This is a genomic window from Neorhizobium phenanthreniclasticum, assembly GCF_040066075.1.
Lineage (GTDB): Bacteria > Pseudomonadota > Alphaproteobacteria > Rhizobiales > Rhizobiaceae > Neorhizobium > Neorhizobium petrolearium.
The window spans coordinates 12416-29619 of the sequence record NZ_JBEAAL010000025.1 but is presented as its reverse complement, the minus strand read 5'-3'; the positions used below and the strand labels follow the sequence as shown (position 1 = coordinate 29619).

Here is a 17204-nt window from a genome sequence, read left to right as displayed (position 1 = left end):
GAGTTGGTGCCGGCAGCCGGGTGAGGAGTTATCTGGCAGCGCCCCTTAGTCACAGGAAACTCGGGGCTTGAGCCGCCTCGGTTTCGAGGCAACAATGCCGGGAGGCATCATGGGTGCAGTAACCAGGAATTCAGGGCCCTCTAGAGAAGATTTCGCATGCTGACCATTCTGTTTGACGGCGTAGCTTACGGCATGTTGCTGTTCATCCTCGCCTGCGGGCTGACGGTGACGCTTGGCCTCATGAACTTCATCAACCTGGCGCATGGCGCTTTCGCCATGGCCGGCGGCTATGTGACCGTCATCATGATGAACCGCTACGGCATTTCCTTTTACTGGTGTCTGCCAGCGGCCTTCCTCGCGTCGGCGCTGATCGGCCTCGTCTTGGAGCGCACGCTCTATCGGTGGCTATACCAGGCGCCGCACCTCGACCAGGTTCTCTTCTCGATCGGTATCGTCTTTATGGCAATCGCCGCGACGGACTATTTCATGGGCGGTCAGCAGCAACTCATTAATCTGCCCCCGGAACTTTCGGGTCGGATGGATGTCTTCGGTGTGGGTGTCGGCCGTTACCGGCTCTTCACCATCGTCGTCTGCGCCCTGCTTGCGGTCGCGCTGCAACTCATCCTGTCGAAAACCCGCTTCGGCAGCCGGCTGCGCGCCGCAGTCGATGACCGGCGTGTGGCAATGGGGCTCGGCATCAATGTGCCTGTCGTCTTCGCACTGACCTTCGCCTTCGGTTCGGGTCTTGCCGGCCTCGGCGGGGCGATGGGCGCGGAAATCCTCGGGCTTGATCCGAACTTCCCGCTGAAGTTCATGATCTACTTCCTGATCGTGGTATCCGTGGGTGGCACTTCGACTGTTTCGGGCCCGTTCCTCGCCGCCCTGCTGCTCGGTATCGCCGATGTCGCGGGTAAGTATTATGTTCCCGCCATCGGCCCCTTCGTCATCTATGCGCTGATGATCGTCATGCTGATCGTGCGCCCGAACGGACTGTTCGCAAGGGGTGGCCGATGAGCGCTGTTCAACAGGAAACCACAGTGACGGCAAACCCGACCGCCGACGCCGAAAGCCGCGCGACCAGGCTGATGAAGCGCAGAAGCCGCGTTCGTTTCTACGAGATCGTCATCTGGCTTGCCGCGATCGCAGCTTATTTCGTGTTGCCATCGAAGATGCTGATCCTCACCGAGATTGCCATCCTGGCATTGTTTGCCGTCTCGCTCGACCTGGTACTCGGGTTTGCAGGGATCGTCTCGCTCGGTCACACCGCCTTCTTCGGATTCGGCGCCTATGTCGCCGGCCTGCTGGCCCTGCATTATATCGCCGAGCCGGTGATCGGGCTGATCGTGGCCGGCATTCTGTCCGGTGTGCTGGGCCTGCTGACCAGCTTCCTCATCCTGCGCGGTTCGGACCTGACCCGCCTGATGACCACGCTCGGCATCGGCCTGATGATGGCGGAACTGGCCAACCAGATGGCCTGGCTCACTGGCGGTGCCGACGGGCTGAGCGGTTTCTCGCTCAATCCGGTCCTCGGACTCTTCGAGTTCGATCTTTTCGGCAAGACCGGCTACCTTTATTGCCTTGCCGTGCTCTTCATCGGAACGATGATCATGCGCCGCATCGCCTTTTCGCCTTTCGGCCTGTCGCTGAAGGCGATCAAGGGCAATCCGATGCGAGCCGCCATGATCGCGGTACCAGCGCGCAAACGCATCGTCACAGCCTATACGATTGCCGCTGTCTTCGCCGGTATGGCGGGCGCCCTGCTCGCCCAGACGACGAGTTTCGTCTCGCCGGACGTGCTCGCCTTCCACCGCTCGGCCGACGTGCTTCTCGTGCTCGTCATCGGCGGTACGGGCTATCTCTACGGCGGCATTTTAGGGGCCGTGCTGTTCACGCTGGTGAAGGACTGGCTCTCGGTCGTCACGCCGCAATACTGGATGTTCTATATCGGTCTGATCCTGGTCGTGCTCGTGTTGATCGGCCGTGACCGGCTGGCGCGCTGGATCGAATATCTGCCGGAACGCTTCTCGAAGTCGAAGGAGGAGGGCCGATGAGTGACATCGTTCTTGAAACCAGGAACCTGAAGCGCCATTTCGGCGCCTTCCTTGCCACCAATGACGTGAGCCTGAAAGTGGAGCGCGGCGCCCGCCATGCGCTGATCGGCCCGAATGGCGCAGGCAAAACGACGCTGATCAACCTTCTCACCGGCGTTTTGCCTCCTTCGGAAGGCAAGGTCTTCCTGGAAGGGGAGGACATCACCTCGATGGCGTCCTTCCGGCGCGTCAAGCGCGGGCTTACCCGCACCTTTCAGATCAATCAGCTCTTCAGCGACTTCACGCCGCTCGAAACCGTGGCGCTGGCGATTGCCGAACGAGAAGGCGTTGGCCACAATCTGTGGCGGTCGATCGCCGGCTACGGGAGGGTCGTCGACGAAGCGGCAGCCCTTCTTGCCCGCTTTGGGCTTGCTTCGGTGATGGCCGAGCGCACCGTCATCCTGCCTTATGGCAAACAGCGTTTGTTGGAGATCGCACTCGCCTTCGCGTCCAAGCCTCGCGTGCTTTTGCTCGATGAGCCGGCCGCCGGCGTCCCGGAAGACGAGCGGCACGAAGTGCTGTCGATCGTCTCGGACCTGCCTGCGGATGTAACTGTGCTGTTGATTGAGCACGACATGGATCTGGTCTTTTCGTTTGCAAATCGGATCTCGGTTCTTGTGGCCGGCGCGCTCTTTACCGAAGGCACGGTTGCCGAGATTTCCGCCGATCCGCGCGTAAAGGCCGTCTATCTCGGAGAAAATGCATGAATACCCCGGTTCTGGTCACCGAAAAGCTGGTGGCGGGCTACGGCGAGGCGAGTGTATTGTCCGGTATCAGCCTGACTATTCAGGAAGGCCGGACGCTGGCTCTGCTTGGCCGCAACGGCACGGGCAAGACGACCTTCGTGAATACCCTGGCCGGCGTGACAACCTACCACGCCGGTTCGATCCATCTGATGGGCCGCGATATCACCAGGCTGAGGGCCGACCGCCGTGCGGCGGCGGGTATCGGCTGGGTGCCGCAGGAGCGCAACATCTTCAAATCGCTGACCGTCGAGGAGAACCTCACCGCTATCGCGCGGCCGGGCGTCTGGAACCTGGAACGCGTCTATGGCATGTTTCCGCGCCTTCAGGAGCGGCGGAAGAACCTCGGCAATCAACTCTCGGGCGGCGAACAGCAGATGCTGGCGGTCGGACGTGCGCTGATGGTGAACCCCAAGTTGCTGTTGCTCGATGAGCCGACTGAAGGTCTCGCGCCGATCATCGTCGACGAACTGCTTGCGGCAATCCGCCGGATCGTCGAGGGTGAGGGTATGTCGGCGATCATCATCGAGCAGAAGGCGCGGAAAGTCCTGCCGTTGACCGATGATGCCGTGATCCTTGACCGAGGTGCGGTGGTTTATCAGGGGAGCAGCGCGGAGCTTCTTGCCGACGAGGCGATCCTTGGCCAGCATCTTGGAGTGGAGAAAGGCGCGCGGCACTGACGCGACTTGCTACAGATTTGGCCTCACCGACTTCGCACCGATAGGGTGGGTGAGGGGCGTCGGGACGCAATGTCCTTCCCGCACGGATGAAACGGAGGGAGGGATGGGGCACCATCCCTCCCTCTTTCGTTCATTGCTTCGGAATTCCAGCCTTCTCGATCACATCCGACCATTTCCTGATGTCGTCCGAAAGCCGCTTGCCGATCTCCTCCGGCGTGCTTGAACGAGCTTCGACACCGAGGTCCGCAAATCGCTTCTGGATCGCCGGATCGGCGAGCACTTCGACGAGTGCGGCATTGAGTTTCTTCACCACCTCCGGCGGCGTGCCGGTCGGTGCGAAGATGCCGTTCCATGACGTCACGTCGAAACCGGTGACGCCCTGCTCCTGTGCGGTGGGTACGTCGGGCAGCAACATTGAGCGCGTCGGGCCGGAGGAGGCGACTGCAGTCGCCTGTCCCTGGGTGAGGGCCGCCTTCAGCGCAGTCTGGCTGTCTACGATCACGTCGAGTTCGTCGCCAAGCAGGGCAACGAGAAGATCGGGCGTCGCCTTGTAGGGCACGATGGTGAAATCGATCCCCGAGGTCGACCTGAAGAGTTCGGCGGCGAGATTCTGGCTGCTGCCGACATTGATCGTGCCGACATTCAGTGCCCCCGGATCGGCCTTCGCCGCATCCAGCACATCCTTGAGTGTCTTATATTTGCCGCCAGCCTTGGTGACGAACACGAAGTCGAAATAGGCAAGGCTTGATATCGGCACGAAATCCTTGACCGGATCGAACTGCAGGTTCTTGAAGAGCGGCACGCTGATAGCCGTCCCGTTCGAAAGCAGGGCAAGCGTGTATCCGTCGGCTTCGGCGTTAAGTGCGGCCCGCGCAGCGGTGGCGCCGCCGGCGCCCGGCTGGTTCATGATGACGATCTGCCTGCCAAGCTTCTTGCCGAGCGCATCTGCCACCACGCGCGACGTGATGTCGGCAATTCCGCCAGGACCGAACGGCAGCACAAGGGTGATATCCCGCGAGGGGTAATCCTCCTGCGCAGCGGCGGCAGCGGGCGCGACGATCGCCAGGGCGAGCGCGGGCGCCAACCATTTCATGAATTTGCCGGCCCGCCGAAACAGCCCCGGCGGTTTCTGTGCAACATCGAATGACATTCTCTCCTCCTCTTTTTGAGACCGTTCAGGCCACGAAACCGTAAAGACGCGCGGGATTGTCGACGAGCAGTCGCTGCCGATCCTCCGCACGGATCGCAAGGCGCGGGACCAGATCCACGAGATCGGCCTCGTCCACCGGCTCCTTGAGATTGGGATGCGGGAAATCCGTGCCCCACAAGGTCCGTTCGGGGCTCGCTTCCACAAGCGCCCGAGCGAACGGCACCGCTGCATCGAACGGGAACCGCGAGATGCGCTCCGAGCCACAGACCTTGATCCAGCAATTTTCCCGCCGGACGAGTTCGAGAAGTGCCTGGAAGGCCGGCTGCTCAGTGCCGAGTGCGGTATCGACACGGCCCATGTGGTCGATAACGAAGGGAAGCGGCAGGCTACGGATCATGTCGGAAAGCGGGACGATATCAGCGCCGTCGAGATGCAGAACGACATGCCAGCCGCGGCCCTTGATCCGGTCGATCACGCGGTTGAAGGCGTCCATGTCCGGCGCCCCGCCGAGATGGCGAACGAAGTTGAAGCGCACGCCACGCACGCCGCCGTCATCGAGCGCCTGGTAGGCCCCATCGTCGAATGTGTCGTCGACGATGGCGACGCCGCGATAGCGGTCCGGACGCCAGGCGATCGCGTCCAGCATGGCGCGGTTGTCGGTCCCATGGCAGCTCGCCTGCACGATCACGGCGCGATCGATGCCGAGCCGGTCATGAAGGGCGGCCAGCGCCTCCCTGGGCGCATCGTCAGGTGTATAGCGGCGGTCCGGTGCGTAAGGGAAAACGGCACCCGGACCGAAGACATGGCAATGGGCATCGCAACTGCCGGCAGGCAGTATGAAATCGGGCTTGCGCCGCTTTTCGCCTGCATGGAGGGCAGGGGTCATCAGTTCTTACCTTTCATGATCGATGATTCAGGTGCGGCAGCTTCCGCGGGGAGACTGCGGAAGCTGGCATAGCTCGCCTCGACGATCTGGTTGACGGCAGCCTCCCGGTCTTCTCCGTCGACCGCTCCTCCCGAAAGACGCGTCACGCGCTCCGGGTTGATCAAGGCATAATAGAGTGCCCCGAGCAGGAATTGGCTGCGCCAGACAACGCCTTCCAGTGGCGCGCCGGGCACGCAGTCCGCCAGGGCTTCGATGAAGACGCGGCTCGTTTCGTCGAAGGCGTCGGCGATGATCTTACGAGCATCAGGATTGCCCTCTGCCGAAAGCACGGCGCGCATGCGCGTGAACTCGGCCCCTCCGCCGTCACTTTCGGTGGAGGACGTGAAGGCCGGAACGACATAGGCTCTCAGAACCGCCATCAGCCGCTCGTCCGGATTGCTGATCCGCCGCGCTTCGCCGAGCAGTTCGAGGCGGCGCGCATTCATCGGCTTCGTGTGGCGCTCATAGATTTCTCTGAGGAGATTGGCCTTTGAGCCGAAGTGATAAGTGAGGCTGCCGACATTCGCACCGGAAGCCTTGGCAATGTCCCGGAGCGACACGGCGTTGTAGCCGCTGCGGGAAAACAGCGTCACGGCATTGAGGAGAAGCGTTTCCCGCAGGCTTGGGCGCATACCGGTCCGAAAGTCGATTGTCCTTATAATTTGTACAAGTGTACAAATTGGCATCCGAAGTCAACTGAAAAAGCAAGGAGGGGCAAGCTGGCTCGTAGCTGGCTGGAGAGTAAAGTGGTAAGCCGGCTTCTGCGGGAGGGAGGCCGGAAACGATATGAATAGTTTCATTTTTAACACCACGCCGTCGCTGATTTTCAAGGCAGGTGCTGCGCGCGAGTTGGCAGATCATGTGAGGTCGCGGCTCGGCAACGCCGTTCTGTTCGTCACGGATCCGGGACTGAGAAAGCTCGGGCTCTGCGATCCGGCACTTGTGTCGCTTTCCGACTCCGGTGTGAAAGTCGAAGTGTTCGGGGAGGTGGAGGCCGATCCGTCGCTCTCTACTGTCATGAGGGCAGTGGAGGCTGGAAGGACCGCCGGCGTGACCGGGGTAATCGGCTTCGGCGGCGGCTCTTCGCTGGATGTGGCGAAACTCGCGGCACTTCTGCTCGGTTCTGGCGAGGATATCGATAGCGTCTGGGGTGTCGGAAATGCAAAAGGGCCACGTCTGCCCCTGGCGCTGGTGCCGACCACCGCCGGCACAGGTTCGGAAGTGACGCCTGTCTCCATTATCACCGTGGGTGAAGAGGAAAAGCGTGGCGTCTCCTCGTCCATCAACCTTCCTGATGTCGCGGTGCTTGACCCGGAGCTCACGCTTGGCCTCCCGCCGGCGATCACCGCTGCGACGGGGATCGACGCCATGGTACATGCGATCGAGGCCTATGCCTCGAAGAGTGCCAACAACAACCCGCTCTCGAAAATGCTGGCGAGACAGGCGCTGCAATTGCTGGGCGCAAACATCGAGGCGGCAGTGTCCGATGGGCGCAACATGGAGGCGCGGGGCGCGATGCTGCTCGGGTCTATGCTGGCCGGGCAGGCTTTTGCGAACTCGCCCGTCGCGGCAGTACATGCGCTCGCCTATCCGATCGGCGGCACATTCCATGTTCCGCACGGACTATCCAATGCTCTGGTGCTGCCGCATGTTCTGCGTTTCAACATGTCCGACGCGGCGGATCTCTATGCCGAAATAGCCGCTGATGCCTTCCCACATCTTGTCCGGGAGGAGCAGGTACCGATACGGTGCGCGGCCTTTATCGAAGAACTGGCCGCACTTTCGGAGCGGCTCGGCCTGCCTTTACGACTGCGTGATGTCGGGATCGGCGAAGCCGACCTGCCGAAGCTTGCCGCCGCCGCGATGAAGCAGCAGCGATTGCTGGTCAACAACCCGAGGCGCATGGCCGAAGAGGATGCGCTGATGATCTACAGCACCGCATGGTGACGCCTTGAGATTACTTCATTGCAGAGAGGAATGAATTGTTTTCATTATCCGATGGACAGCGACCAAATGTCTGCGGGAGATTTCCGGATTTGACGTCGGTCAATGAGGGGCATAGACCCTCCGCTTAAGCGGGTTCGTCTGAAAACGCTGCAGCATCACCTCTTCAATGGTTAGAATGTTCCCCATGCTCGAAACCCGTATTCGTCGCCCATCGCTCCTTGATCGCATCACCACCCCCCAGCAGGCTGCCGCTCTAATCAAGGATGGCATGATTATCGGCATGAGCGGCTTCACCCGTGCCGGTGATGCCAAGGCGGTGCCGATCGCCATGGCGGAGCGGGCGAAGACCGATCCGTTCAAGATCACGCTGATCACCGGCGCCTCGCTCGGCCACGACATCGACCGCATGCTGACTGAAGCCCATGTGCTCTCCAGGCGCATTCCCTTTCAGTCGGATGCGACGCTGCGCGCCGCGATCAACCGCGGCGAGGTGATGTTCGTCGACCAGCATCTTTCGGAGACCGTGGAGCATCTGCGTTCCAACCAGCTCGGCCCGATCGACTACGCCGTCATCGAGGCGGCGGCGATCACCGAGGATGGCGGCATCGTACCCTCCACCTCGATCGGCAATTCCGCGAGCTTCGCCATTCTTGCGAAGAAGATCATCGTCGAGATCAACCTCAGCCAGCCGGCCGAGCTCGAGGGCCTCCACGACATCTACATACCCACGAAGCGCCCGTCGCGTGTGCCGATTCCGGTTGTCGCCTGCGACAGCCGCGTCGGCTTTCCCTATGTGCCGATCGACCCCGAAAAGATCGCTGCCATCGTCGTGACCGATGTGAAGGACAGTTTCTCAACCGTCGAGCCGGCGGATGTCGACACGAAGGCCATTGCCAGCCATCTCATCCACTTCCTGGAGCAGGAGGTCGAAAAAGGTCGGCTCGATCTGACGCTGCAGCCCCTGCAAGCGGGGATCGGCACGATCGCCAATTCCGTGCTGACCGGGCTCTCGGATGGGCCTTTCCATCATCTGCGCATGTACAGCGAGGTGCTGCAGGACAGCACGTTCGATCTCTTCGATGCCGGGAAGCTAACCTTTGCCTCGGGTTCCTCGATCACGCTTTCGGCCGCCTGCGCTGAGCGGGTTTTTGGCCAGTTCGACAAGTACAAGGAAAAGCTGGTCCTCCGTCCGCAGGAGATCAGCAATCATCCGGAGGTCATCCGCAGGCTGGGCGTGATCGGCATCAACACTGCTCTGGAAGTCGACATTTACGGCAACGTCAATTCCACCCATGTGAACGGCACGCATATGATGAACGGTATCGGCGGCTCGGGCGATTTCGCCCGCAACGCCTATCTGTCTATCTTCGTCACCAAGTCGGTCGCCAAGGGCGGCAAACTTTCCTCGGTGGTTCCCATGGTTCCGCATGTGGATCACACCGAACATGATGTGGACATCATCGTCACCGAAAACGGGCTTGCGGACCTGCGGGAGCTTGCACCCCGCGAGCGCGCCGGGCAGATCATTGCCAACTGCGCCCATCCCGACTTCCGCGATCGTCTGGCCGACTATTTCCAACGTGCCTCAGTCCGCGGCGGGCAGACGCCTCATCTGCTCGAAGAGGCATTTTCCTGGCATGAGCGGAGCCGGCAGACCGGCACCATGCGGCTTGGCTGAGCGAACGACTGTTCCTACCACCATTTGTGAAAATGCTGCACGGGACCGTGGCCGGTTCCCACGGTGAGCGTGCCGGCAGCCGCGATGGCGCCGGAGAGATAGGCTTTGGCGATCGCGACGGCCTCGGCCGGTGAGGCGCCCTTGGCGAGTTCCGCGGCGATCGCGCTGGAAAGCGTACACCCGGTGCCGTGTGTGTTCTTCGTCGCCACGCGATTTCCCTCGAACCAATGGATGCCGGAGGCATCGGCCAGGACATCCGGGCTGTCACTACTTTCAAGGTGACCGCCCTTCACCAGTACCGCCTTCGGACCGATTTTACGCAGGCGTTCGGCCTGATCGGCCATTATCTGGCGGGTGGTGGCGAGGGGTTCGCCGAGCAGGGCGGCTGTTTCCGGCAGATTGGGTGTGACGACGGTGGCAACCGGCATCAGCCGATAGGTGACGGCATCCATCGCCTCCGAAGCAAGCAGCGGGGAGCCTCCCTTGGCGATCATTACCGGGTCGAGCACGATCGGCAGGCTATCGCGATAGGGCTTGAGCACATCCGCAACCGTTTCGGCAATCTCGGTATTGGCAATCATGCCGATCTTTACCGCATCCACCCGCACATCCGCGAAAATGGTGCGGATCTGCTCCGCGACGAACTCGGCAGGCACCGGATGCACACCCGTGACCCCTTGCGTGTTCTGCGCGGTCAGCGCCGTCAGCACGGCCATGCCATAGGTGCCGCGTGCCGAAAACGTCTTGAGGTCGGCCTGAATGCCGGCGCCGCCGGAGGGATCGGAACCGGCGATGGAAAGAATATTGCGGATCATGCGCGTGCCCTTTCGATTTCCTCGGCAATCCTGCGGGTGGCGGCTTTGGGGTCCGGCTGGCCGCAGATCGCGGAGACGACGGCGATGCCTCTCGCGCCGGCGGCAAGTGCTGGGCCAGCATGCTCCGCCTTGATTCCGCCTATCGCAACAGCCGGCACGGGGGCTGCTGCGACGATGCGGGCAAGTCCGTCGAAGCCGATCGGCTGCTTGTGGTCCGGCTTGGTGACGGTCGCAAAGACCGGGCCGATGCCGACATAGTCCACGACGGAGGTATCGATGCGTTGCGCCAGTTCCTCGGTTTCGACCGAGAGACCGAGGATCATGTCCCGGCCAATGCGCTCGCGGGCGATAGCCGCGACCATGTCGCTCTGACCGACATGCAGGCCTGCGGCACCGATTGCGATCGCCGCCTCGACATCGTCATTGACGATCAGTGGCACTCTGGCGCCGGCAAGCGCTGCCTTCAGGGCACGGCCGGTCTCGATGATCTGCGCCGTATCCGCGTGCTTGTCGCGGAGCTGCACGATCGTAGCGCCGCCCTCGACGGCAAGCCGGGCAGTCTCCACCATGCCGATTTCGCGGCAGAGATCGGGATCGAGGACGAGATAGACGGAAAGGTCGAAATTCTTCATGCGCTGACGATCCTGGCTTTGGTATCGAGCGTCTCGGGCGAAAGTGTTGCAAGGCGATCGAGAAAGAGGGGCAAGAAGGAGCCTGGTCCGGCGGCACTGATAGCCGCTTCCTCGCCAGCGACCGCGAACATGGCGAGTGCCGCCGCCGTCGCCTCGAACGGTCCTTCCGGGTTTGCCGCCGCAAAGGCGCCAACGAGGCAGGTGAGCGAGCAGCCGAGGGCAGTGACGCGTGGCATCAGCGCTGAACCGCCCATGATGCGAACCGAGTGCTGGCCGTCGGTGACGAAATCCACTTCACCGGTAACCGCGACGATGGAGCCGCTCTGCCGGGCAAGCGCGATCGCCGAACCTTCCGCCGCCTCGGTCGGATCGCCGCTGTCAACGCCGTGGCCGCTCGACTGGCTGCCTGCCTGCGCAATGATCTCGGAGGCATTGCCACGCACGATCGTGGGTTTCAGCTTCATGAGTTCGGCGACAGCAGCGCGGCGGTAGGCGGTGGCGAAATGGGCGACCGGATCGAGCACCCAGGGCTTGCCGGTTTCGCCAGCGGCTTTCGCAGCTTCCTTCATGCCAGCCAGGAAATCCGGCGAAAGCGTTCCGATATTGATCGTCAGCGCAGATGCGATACTGGCAAATTCGCCGGCCTCCTCTTTCGTATGCACCATGGCGGGCGAGGCGCCGGCAGCGAGCATCACATTCGCCGCGATATTCATCGCCACGAAATTGGTGATGTTCTGGACAAGCGGATTTTTCGCACGCATCGCAGTCAGCAATTGGCCTGGAGTCTGTGTGGTCTGCATTCTCGCCTCGTTCGGCGGGGCAGACGCATGGGTTCTTCTGATCGAAGAACCGAACGACTCCCTCCGCCAGCATGATCTGGTTCAGGTTCAAAGGGTACTTCTCAGCCCAGCTTTACGCCGGACGCCCCTGTCTGGGACAAGGCTTACCGCAGATCGGCCTGCGACCGCCAGCGAATTTTTCTGAAAAATACCCTTGAAGCTCTAGTGGCTGGAGGTTGTAAGGAAGTGCTCGATCCCGAAAGGAAAGAGAAATGGCAGCGACAAATCAGGCTCGGTACAAGGTTGGCGGCATGGATTGCGCAAGCTGTGCGACCAAGATCGACACGGCAGTGCGTCGCATGCCGGGCGTCGAGGATGTGTCAGTATCCGTCGGCGCCGGCACGATGACAGTGAGCCATGACGAAACGAGCGATCTGGGCGCGATCGAGAAAAAGGTGACCGGGCTTGGTTATTCGCTGCGGGCGCTCGGCAGGAAGACGCCATCCGCGACGGTGCATGAGCATGATCACAATGGCGGGCACGATCACAGCCATGACCATAACGACCGCAGCCACTCCACACATGGCGCCAGGGAGATTGAAGGCCTTCATGGTCACGACCACGGGCCGACGGAAGGACCGTGGTGGAAGAGCGCCAAAGGCCGGCTGACCATCGTTGCCGGTGCGGCGCTCGCAATTGCCTACGGGCTCGGCCATGTGGTGCCGGCCTATGACACCTATATATTCACTGCTGCGATGCTGATCGGCCTCGTGCCGATCGCCCGTCGCGCCGTCATGGCAGCCCTTGCCGGCACGCCGTTTTCGATCGAGATGCTGATGACCATTGCCGCCGTCGGAGCGGTCGTCATCAATGCCTCGGAAGAGGCTGCCGCCGTCGTCTTCCTCTTCCTCGTCGGCGAGCTTCTGGAAGGGGTCGCAGCCGGCAAGGCGCGCCAGAGCATCCGCAGCCTCACGGCGCTGGTCCCGAAGAACGCGTTGCTGGAGGTGAACGGGCAGACCCGTGAGGTGCCGGCCGAGAACCTGGCGGTTGGCTCCGTCATCCTCGTGCGGCCAGGCGACCGGATTTCGGCGGATGGCGTCATCGTCGCCGGCACGAGCGCGGTCGACCAGGCGCCGGTGACGGGGGAAAGCACGCCGGTCGTGAAGGGCGTCGGCGATAAGGTTTTCGCCGGCACGATCAACGGCGATGCGGCGTTGCGCGTGCGGGTGACGGCTGCCGCGGAGGACAACACGATCGCCCGCATTGTCCGGATGGTCGAGGAGGCGCAGGAGAAGAAGGCGCCGACCGAGCGTTTCATCGACCGTTTTTCACGCTATTACACACCCGGCGTCGTGGTGGTCGCCGCTCTGGTTGCCATCCTGCCGCCGCTTGTGGCCGGTGCCGCCTGGGGGGTGTGGATCTACAAGGGCCTGGCGATCCTGCTGATCGGCTGCCCCTGCGCGCTGGTCATCTCGACGCCGGCTGCGATCGCTGCTTCGCTTTCCTCCGGTGCCCGTCGCGGCTTGCTGATGAAGGGCGGTGCCGTTCTGGAAACGCTCGGCAAGCTGACGGCCGTGGCGCTCGACAAGACCGGAACGCTGACCGCCGGCAAGCCGCAGGTGACCGATGTGATCGCCTTCGGCCACAATGCCGAAGACGTGCTGCGTTACGCCGCGGCGCTTGAAACCGGCTCGAGCCATCCGCTGGCCGTCGCGATCCTCGCCAAGACGGCGGAGGATGAAGTGGATATGCCGGCTGCGACGGATGCCAAATCCCTGAATGGCAAGGGCGTCGCCGCCACGGTCGAAGGCCAGGAAGTCTTTCTGTGTTCGCCAAAGGCGGCGGCCGAACGGGTATCGCTGCCGATGGCCCATTCCCGGCGGATCGCCGGCCTCAACGACGAAGGCAAGACCGTGTCCGTGCTGATCGTCGGTGGCGTCCTGGCCGGCGCGATCGCCATGCGCGACCAGCCACGCCCCGACGCCATGGCGGGACTGAAAGCACTCTCTGACGCCGGCGTGAAAACCGTAATGCTGACGGGCGACAATGCCCGCACGGCGTCTGCAATCGGCAAGGAACTCAACGTCGAGGTGCGAGCCGAGCTGATGCCGGAAGACAAGAGCCGCATCGTCGGCGAACTGAAGCGTGAGGGTTTCGTGGTCGGCAAGGTCGGTGACGGCATCAACGATGCACCGGCGCTTGCTGCTGCGGATGTGGGGATTGCGATCGGCGGCGGCACGGATGTCGCGCTTGAGACTGCCGGTGCGGCCGCGCTGCATGGGCGGGTCCTGGACATCGCCGACATGATCGAACTCTCGAAGCGGACGATGCGCAACATCTACCAGAACATCACCATTGCGCTCGGCCTGAAGGCGGTGTTCCTGATGACCACGATCCTCGGCGTCACCGGGCTCTGGCCCGCAATCCTTGCCGATACCGGCGCGACCGTGCTGGTCACCCTTAATGCGCTTCGTCTGCTGCGGATCAAAGCTGTCTGACGTTGACTGAGGAACATCGGTACATGCCGAGGGTTATGGTCTGGGAAACCGAAGACCATGAGGAGGCCCGAGATGAGCAGCAGACTTCCCCCTACACCCTCCGATAACCTGAGCCACAAGGGGCCTGGCGAACAGGCCCATGCAGAGACCAGGCGCGGCACGATCAAAGCCGCCAATGATCCCGGCAAGCAGGGCCAGCAGGGCAATACGAAGATCAACACGACCCATCAGGGCTATCAGCAAGACCGATAGGAGTTGTTCCATGTCCACATCGCAGAAGACCCCGGCGAGCATCCGCCAAGGTGGGCCCGGTGCTTCGCATAAAAATGCCAAAGCGCCGGTGAGGGCTGAGAAACCATCGGCGGATGACGACCGGCAATTCCGGAGTCGGGTTTCCGGCGGTGGCGGGGAACGCGACAGCCACCATGCCCACGACGCGGAAAAGAAGGGCGGCGGCACCCGTCCGGCCCATTGATATGCAACATTGGATGAACACCCTCTTCGCGGCTGCGCGGAGAGGGTGATGCTCTGGTGTCGGACGCTCCTCATGCCTCGATGGCTTCGCCAGGGCCGGGACCTTCGAAACCGAGAGGAAGCGAACCTCTGTCGCGCTTTTCGTCAGGCTCGATATGCCAGGAGCGTGTGCAGCGGGCGATGCCTTCCCTTTCGTCCATCAGGCAAAGCTCATAACCGTCCTCGTCCAGAAAGAAGGCGACGCAGGCCTGACGCGCGCTGCCGCCCGGAGCGAGGCAGAATTCTTCGAAGGGTTCATCGTCCGGTTCCTGCGCTGCAGCGGGAGTTGTGAAAGGCTCGGCCGTGGCCAGCACGAGGAGGAGGGCGATGAGACCCGGAATACGCCTGTGCCTCATGTCAGATCGGGATTGCATCGCTCCCTCCCTCAACGTTCGAACAAGCGGGTGCGCGTGTTGCCACGCGGGCCTGTGCGTGTAACGGAGCAGGACTGATCAGGCCGGCTGCAATTGCGGACCCGCGATGTCGTATTGCCACGCGGACCGACGACCTCCCGTGTCGCCGCGCATTCACCACCGCTGCAGGTACGGGTATGGGCGGCTGAGCCGCCATAGATGCCGGTAGTCGATCGGGTCGCGGTGCAGGCTCCATTTGCGCAGTTCACCGACCGGTCGAAAGAATTCACCCGTGGTGCCGCGACCGGCGGGTGATAGCGCCAGGTATGATACCAGGGATAGCGAACGTAATAGCGGTCCCAATAGGCGCGGTTGTAGCCGACCACGACGATGCCGATACGGGGTGCAACGACCGGAGTCAGCACGACGGGCGCGCCGCGATAAACGACCTGGATGTAATTCGCCGATACCCAACCCCGATAAACACCAAGCGAGATATCGCACCAGCTATAACCTGCGACGCATCCATAGGTCGTGATGCGAGCGCCGACCGGCACGACGGTCACGACGGGATAGGCGGTCGACGGCCCGGCTCTCAGGTTGACGTTGCCGGTCGCGACCGCGGCGGTGGCAGCTGCGGCGACGGACGACATGCCCGCCAGCATTGCCAGCGCGAAAAGCAGTTTCCTGAACATGGTTCTTCCTTTCAGAGCGTTTGGTCAGCGCAGCGCCACGTCTGCGAGCGCCGTGCGGCAGGGCGAGGAAAGCTTCTCGGCATTCTGTCTAAGGCAGGCTGCGATACGACCTTCACCCCTCTCGACACCGTTGCAATAGGTCTTGAGATCAGTGCGGCAGGCGCGTGCGACCGCAATCGCCATCTGGCGCATCTCGGGCGAGACCTGCGTCTGGGCGGATGCCGTACCGGCAAGTGTCGCGAGGAACAGGGCGAGAAGCGTCGGGGTGAACAGGATTTTTCGAATCATCGGGATAGTCCTTCGGTTCTGGTGATGGAGCTGGTTTCGGGCGGCAGACTGTCATTGACAGCCGGCGGCGGCTTGGGCGAAGTGCTTGGTAGAGGGCCGACCGGTCCGAACAGCACGCGGAGCTTCTTGCCTATATTCGGCGCCTGGCAGACATCCCGCCAGAGCATCGCCCATTCGCGGAGAGCGATCCGGCCGGGATGGAGTGATGGCGGGCGGCCACGCAGGCCATAACGCAGCGGCTCGGTCGCCGGCGCTTCCGCGAATGTGCCGAACAGGCGATCGAAGACGATCAGGATGCCGCCGAAATTCTTATCGAGGCAGCCGGGATTGGAAGCGTGGTGAACGCGGTGATGCGCCGGTGTGTTCAGCACCCATTCGAGCGGCCCGAGGCGGGGCGAAAGCTCGGTATGAATGAAGAACTGATAGGCGAGATTGAGCCCCATCATGGCGACGATACCGAACGGATGAAAGCCGACAAAGGCAAGCGGCAGGAAGAAGAGGAAATTGCCGGAAATGCTGCCCGTCCAGCCGAGCCGGATCGCGGCCGTCAGGTTGAGCTTCGTCGGTGAATGATGGACGGCATGGGTCGCCCAAAGCCAGCGGATATGGTGCGAGGCCCGATGGTGCCAATAATAGACGAGATCGACCGCAAGGAAGAGCGCCAGAGCGCCGGCGGCGCCGGTGATGTCGATATCGAACAGGCGATGCCGGTAAGCGAGCATGAAGGGCGTGGCGACAATCGCTGCTTCCACGGGGCGGAGAATGCCGTGAATGAACGCGACGCCGAAGGAGGCGGCGGATTCCTTCAGGTCATGGATATCATGCTGCGCCAGCCTGCCGATGAGGTATTCGAGCAGCATGAAGGATGCCGCGACGACAAGGATACCGCCGCGCACGGACGGATCGACGATGCTCTGGAACATGGAAGAACCTCGCTTGGTCAACAGGAACGCCCGGCGGCCTGAGCCAGGGGGTAGGAAGCCGCCGGGCGCCTGCTCAAGTCAGTAACGATGGAAACTGCCTGAGCGGGTAACGGTATTGCCGCGCGGACCGGTTGTGGTGCGCGAACCGGTGCAAGTGCCGCCGTTGCAGGAGGCAGAGCCGCTGCGCGACATGCTGTAGCCATAGGGGCCGGTGCGGGTGATGCTGCGCGAGCAGGAGTCGGATGTGCAACTCCCGCTTGCATGCACAGAGCTGGTTCCGCGCGGGCCGCTCACCGAACCGTCGCGGGTCCAGGCATTCGCCTGACCGACCGAAAGAAGCGCGAAAGTGCCGGCAAGCAGGCCGGCGGCGAGTGTCTTGGTCATCGTTCCATCCTCGTATGGTTTGGATCGTCACATCAATGGTCGCAGGGAATCGGCCGGTGATGCGAGGGCAAGGATGGTTTGCTGATGTATGCCGGTTTTGTCGTGCAGTTC

The 17204-nt window shown here is 62.3% G+C and carries 20 protein-coding genes and 1 riboswitch; of the genes, 9 read left to right on the top strand and 11 right to left on the bottom strand.

Translation table 11 applies throughout. The annotated features are described in order from the left end of the window. Positions 1 to 156: 156 nt before the first annotated feature. From ABK249_RS25435 to ABK249_RS25420, 4 genes are read left to right on the top strand one after another with little or no spacing between them, the layout of a single operon-like run. Positions 157 to 1014: a branched-chain amino acid ABC transporter permease gene (locus ABK249_RS25435; RefSeq protein ID WP_037145592.1), complete on the top strand. Its 858-nt coding sequence runs from the start codon at positions 157 to 159 to the stop codon at positions 1012 to 1014. Further along, the gene (locus ABK249_RS25430; protein ID WP_227705282.1) at positions 1011 to 2051 is read left to right on the top strand and encodes a branched-chain amino acid ABC transporter permease; all 1041 of its coding nucleotides are present in this window, start codon (positions 1011 to 1013) and stop codon (positions 2049 to 2051) included. The genes ABK249_RS25435 and ABK249_RS25430 overlap by 4 nt, the downstream gene beginning before the upstream one ends. Then, entirely contained in the window at positions 2048 to 2797 is a 750-nt protein-coding gene (locus ABK249_RS25425) for an ABC transporter ATP-binding protein (RefSeq protein ID WP_348864387.1), read from the top strand. The genes ABK249_RS25430 and ABK249_RS25425 overlap by 4 nt, the downstream gene beginning before the upstream one ends. Beyond that, on the top strand, positions 2794 to 3513 hold the full coding sequence (locus ABK249_RS25420; RefSeq protein WP_037145594.1) for an ABC transporter ATP-binding protein: 720 nt from the start codon (positions 2794 to 2796) through the stop codon (positions 3511 to 3513). Before ABK249_RS25425 ends, ABK249_RS25420 begins: the two co-directional genes overlap by 4 nt. A gap of 130 nt (positions 3514 to 3643) precedes the next feature. Here ABK249_RS25420 and ABK249_RS25415 read toward each other — a convergent pair whose 3' ends face one another. The 3 genes from ABK249_RS25415 to ABK249_RS25405 form a co-directional block, all read right to left on the bottom strand. Continuing rightward, positions 3644 to 4606: a Bug family tripartite tricarboxylate transporter substrate binding protein gene (locus ABK249_RS25415; protein WP_407722194.1), complete on the bottom strand. Its 963-nt coding sequence runs from the start codon at positions 4604 to 4606 to the stop codon at positions 3644 to 3646. Positions 4607 to 4688: 82 nt separating this feature from the next. Further along, positions 4689 to 5549 carry an amidohydrolase family protein gene (locus ABK249_RS25410; protein WP_037145595.1) on the bottom strand — a complete coding sequence of 287 codons (861 nt, stop codon included), beginning with the start codon at positions 5547 to 5549 and terminating at the stop codon, positions 4689 to 4691. After that, positions 5549 to 6220, bottom strand: a complete 672-nt coding sequence (locus tag ABK249_RS25405; protein WP_037145597.1) for a TetR/AcrR family transcriptional regulator — start codon at positions 6218 to 6220, stop codon at positions 5549 to 5551. Before ABK249_RS25405 ends, ABK249_RS25410 begins: the two co-directional genes overlap by 1 nt. A gap of 154 nt (positions 6221 to 6374) precedes the next feature. On the opposite strand from ABK249_RS25405, the gene ABK249_RS25400 reads away from it, so the two are divergent. Both ABK249_RS25400 and ABK249_RS25395 read left to right on the top strand, forming a co-directional pair. Then, on the top strand, positions 6375 to 7535 hold the full coding sequence (locus ABK249_RS25400; protein WP_348864385.1) for an iron-containing alcohol dehydrogenase: 1161 nt from the start codon (positions 6375 to 6377) through the stop codon (positions 7533 to 7535). Between the two features lie 184 nt (positions 7536 to 7719). After that, positions 7720 to 9213 (top strand): acetyl-CoA hydrolase/transferase family protein, encoded by a 1494-nt coding sequence (locus ABK249_RS25395; protein WP_348864384.1) that lies wholly within the window; start codon positions 7720 to 7722, stop codon positions 9211 to 9213. 14 nt (positions 9214 to 9227) lie between these two features. Here ABK249_RS25395 and thiD read toward each other — a convergent pair whose 3' ends face one another. Genes thiD through thiM form a run of 3 tightly spaced genes read right to left on the bottom strand, consistent with a single transcriptional unit; the run spans position 9228 to position 11460 of the window. After that, positions 9228 to 10028, bottom strand: coding sequence for a bifunctional hydroxymethylpyrimidine kinase/phosphomethylpyrimidine kinase (gene thiD, locus ABK249_RS25390; protein WP_348864383.1), 801 nt, complete (start codon positions 10026 to 10028; stop codon positions 9228 to 9230). After that, positions 10025 to 10660, bottom strand: coding sequence for a thiamine phosphate synthase (thiE, locus tag ABK249_RS25385; protein WP_348864382.1), 636 nt, complete (start codon positions 10658 to 10660; stop codon positions 10025 to 10027). Before thiE ends, thiD begins: the two co-directional genes overlap by 4 nt. After that, complete coding sequence (gene thiM, locus ABK249_RS25380; protein ID WP_037145605.1) at positions 10657 to 11460, bottom strand: hydroxyethylthiazole kinase; 804 nt, start codon at positions 11458 to 11460, stop codon at positions 10657 to 10659. Before thiM ends, thiE begins: the two co-directional genes overlap by 4 nt. 41 nt (positions 11461 to 11501) lie before the next feature. Further along, a riboswitch (TPP riboswitch) is annotated at positions 11502 to 11599 on the bottom strand. A 112-nt stretch (positions 11600 to 11711) separates the two neighbouring features. Here thiM and ABK249_RS25375 point away from each other — a divergent pair. The 3 genes from ABK249_RS25375 (at position 11712) to ABK249_RS25365 (ending at position 14412) form a co-directional block, all read left to right on the top strand. Beyond that, positions 11712 to 13937: a heavy metal translocating P-type ATPase gene (locus ABK249_RS25375; RefSeq protein ID WP_348864381.1), complete on the top strand. Its 2226-nt coding sequence runs from the start codon at positions 11712 to 11714 to the stop codon at positions 13935 to 13937. A 72-nt stretch (positions 13938 to 14009) separates the two neighbouring features. Continuing rightward, positions 14010 to 14189, top strand: coding sequence for a hypothetical protein (locus ABK249_RS25370; RefSeq protein WP_037145609.1), 180 nt, complete (start codon positions 14010 to 14012; stop codon positions 14187 to 14189). A 10-nt stretch (positions 14190 to 14199) separates the two neighbouring features. Beyond that, positions 14200 to 14412 carry a hypothetical protein gene (locus ABK249_RS25365; RefSeq protein ID WP_348864379.1) on the top strand — a complete coding sequence of 71 codons (213 nt, stop codon included), beginning with the start codon at positions 14200 to 14202 and terminating at the stop codon, positions 14410 to 14412. A gap of 70 nt (positions 14413 to 14482) precedes the next feature. Here the strand turns inward: ABK249_RS25365 and ABK249_RS25360 are convergent, their stop codons facing one another. From ABK249_RS25360 to ABK249_RS25340, 5 genes are all read right to left on the bottom strand, one after another. After that, the gene (locus tag ABK249_RS25360) at positions 14483 to 14824 is read right to left on the bottom strand and encodes a hypothetical protein (RefSeq protein WP_210051807.1); all 342 of its coding nucleotides are present in this window, start codon (positions 14822 to 14824) and stop codon (positions 14483 to 14485) included. 11 nt (positions 14825 to 14835) lie between these two features. After that, positions 14836 to 15498 carry an SH3 domain-containing protein gene (locus ABK249_RS25355; RefSeq protein ID WP_348864378.1) on the bottom strand — a complete coding sequence of 221 codons (663 nt, stop codon included), beginning with the start codon at positions 15496 to 15498 and terminating at the stop codon, positions 14836 to 14838. Positions 15499 to 15522: 24 nt separating this feature from the next. Then, a complete protein-coding gene (locus tag ABK249_RS25350) occupies positions 15523 to 15786 on the bottom strand; it encodes a cysteine rich repeat-containing protein (RefSeq protein WP_348864377.1) in 264 nt (87 codons plus the stop codon). Then, positions 15783 to 16709 carry a sterol desaturase family protein gene (locus tag ABK249_RS25345; protein ID WP_348864376.1) on the bottom strand — a complete coding sequence of 309 codons (927 nt, stop codon included), beginning with the start codon at positions 16707 to 16709 and terminating at the stop codon, positions 15783 to 15785. Before ABK249_RS25345 ends, ABK249_RS25350 begins: the two co-directional genes overlap by 4 nt. Positions 16710 to 16787: 78 nt before the next feature. Further along, positions 16788 to 17093 carry a hypothetical protein gene (locus tag ABK249_RS25340; protein WP_348864375.1) on the bottom strand — a complete coding sequence of 102 codons (306 nt, stop codon included), beginning with the start codon at positions 17091 to 17093 and terminating at the stop codon, positions 16788 to 16790. Positions 17094 to 17204 lie beyond the last annotated feature (111 nt).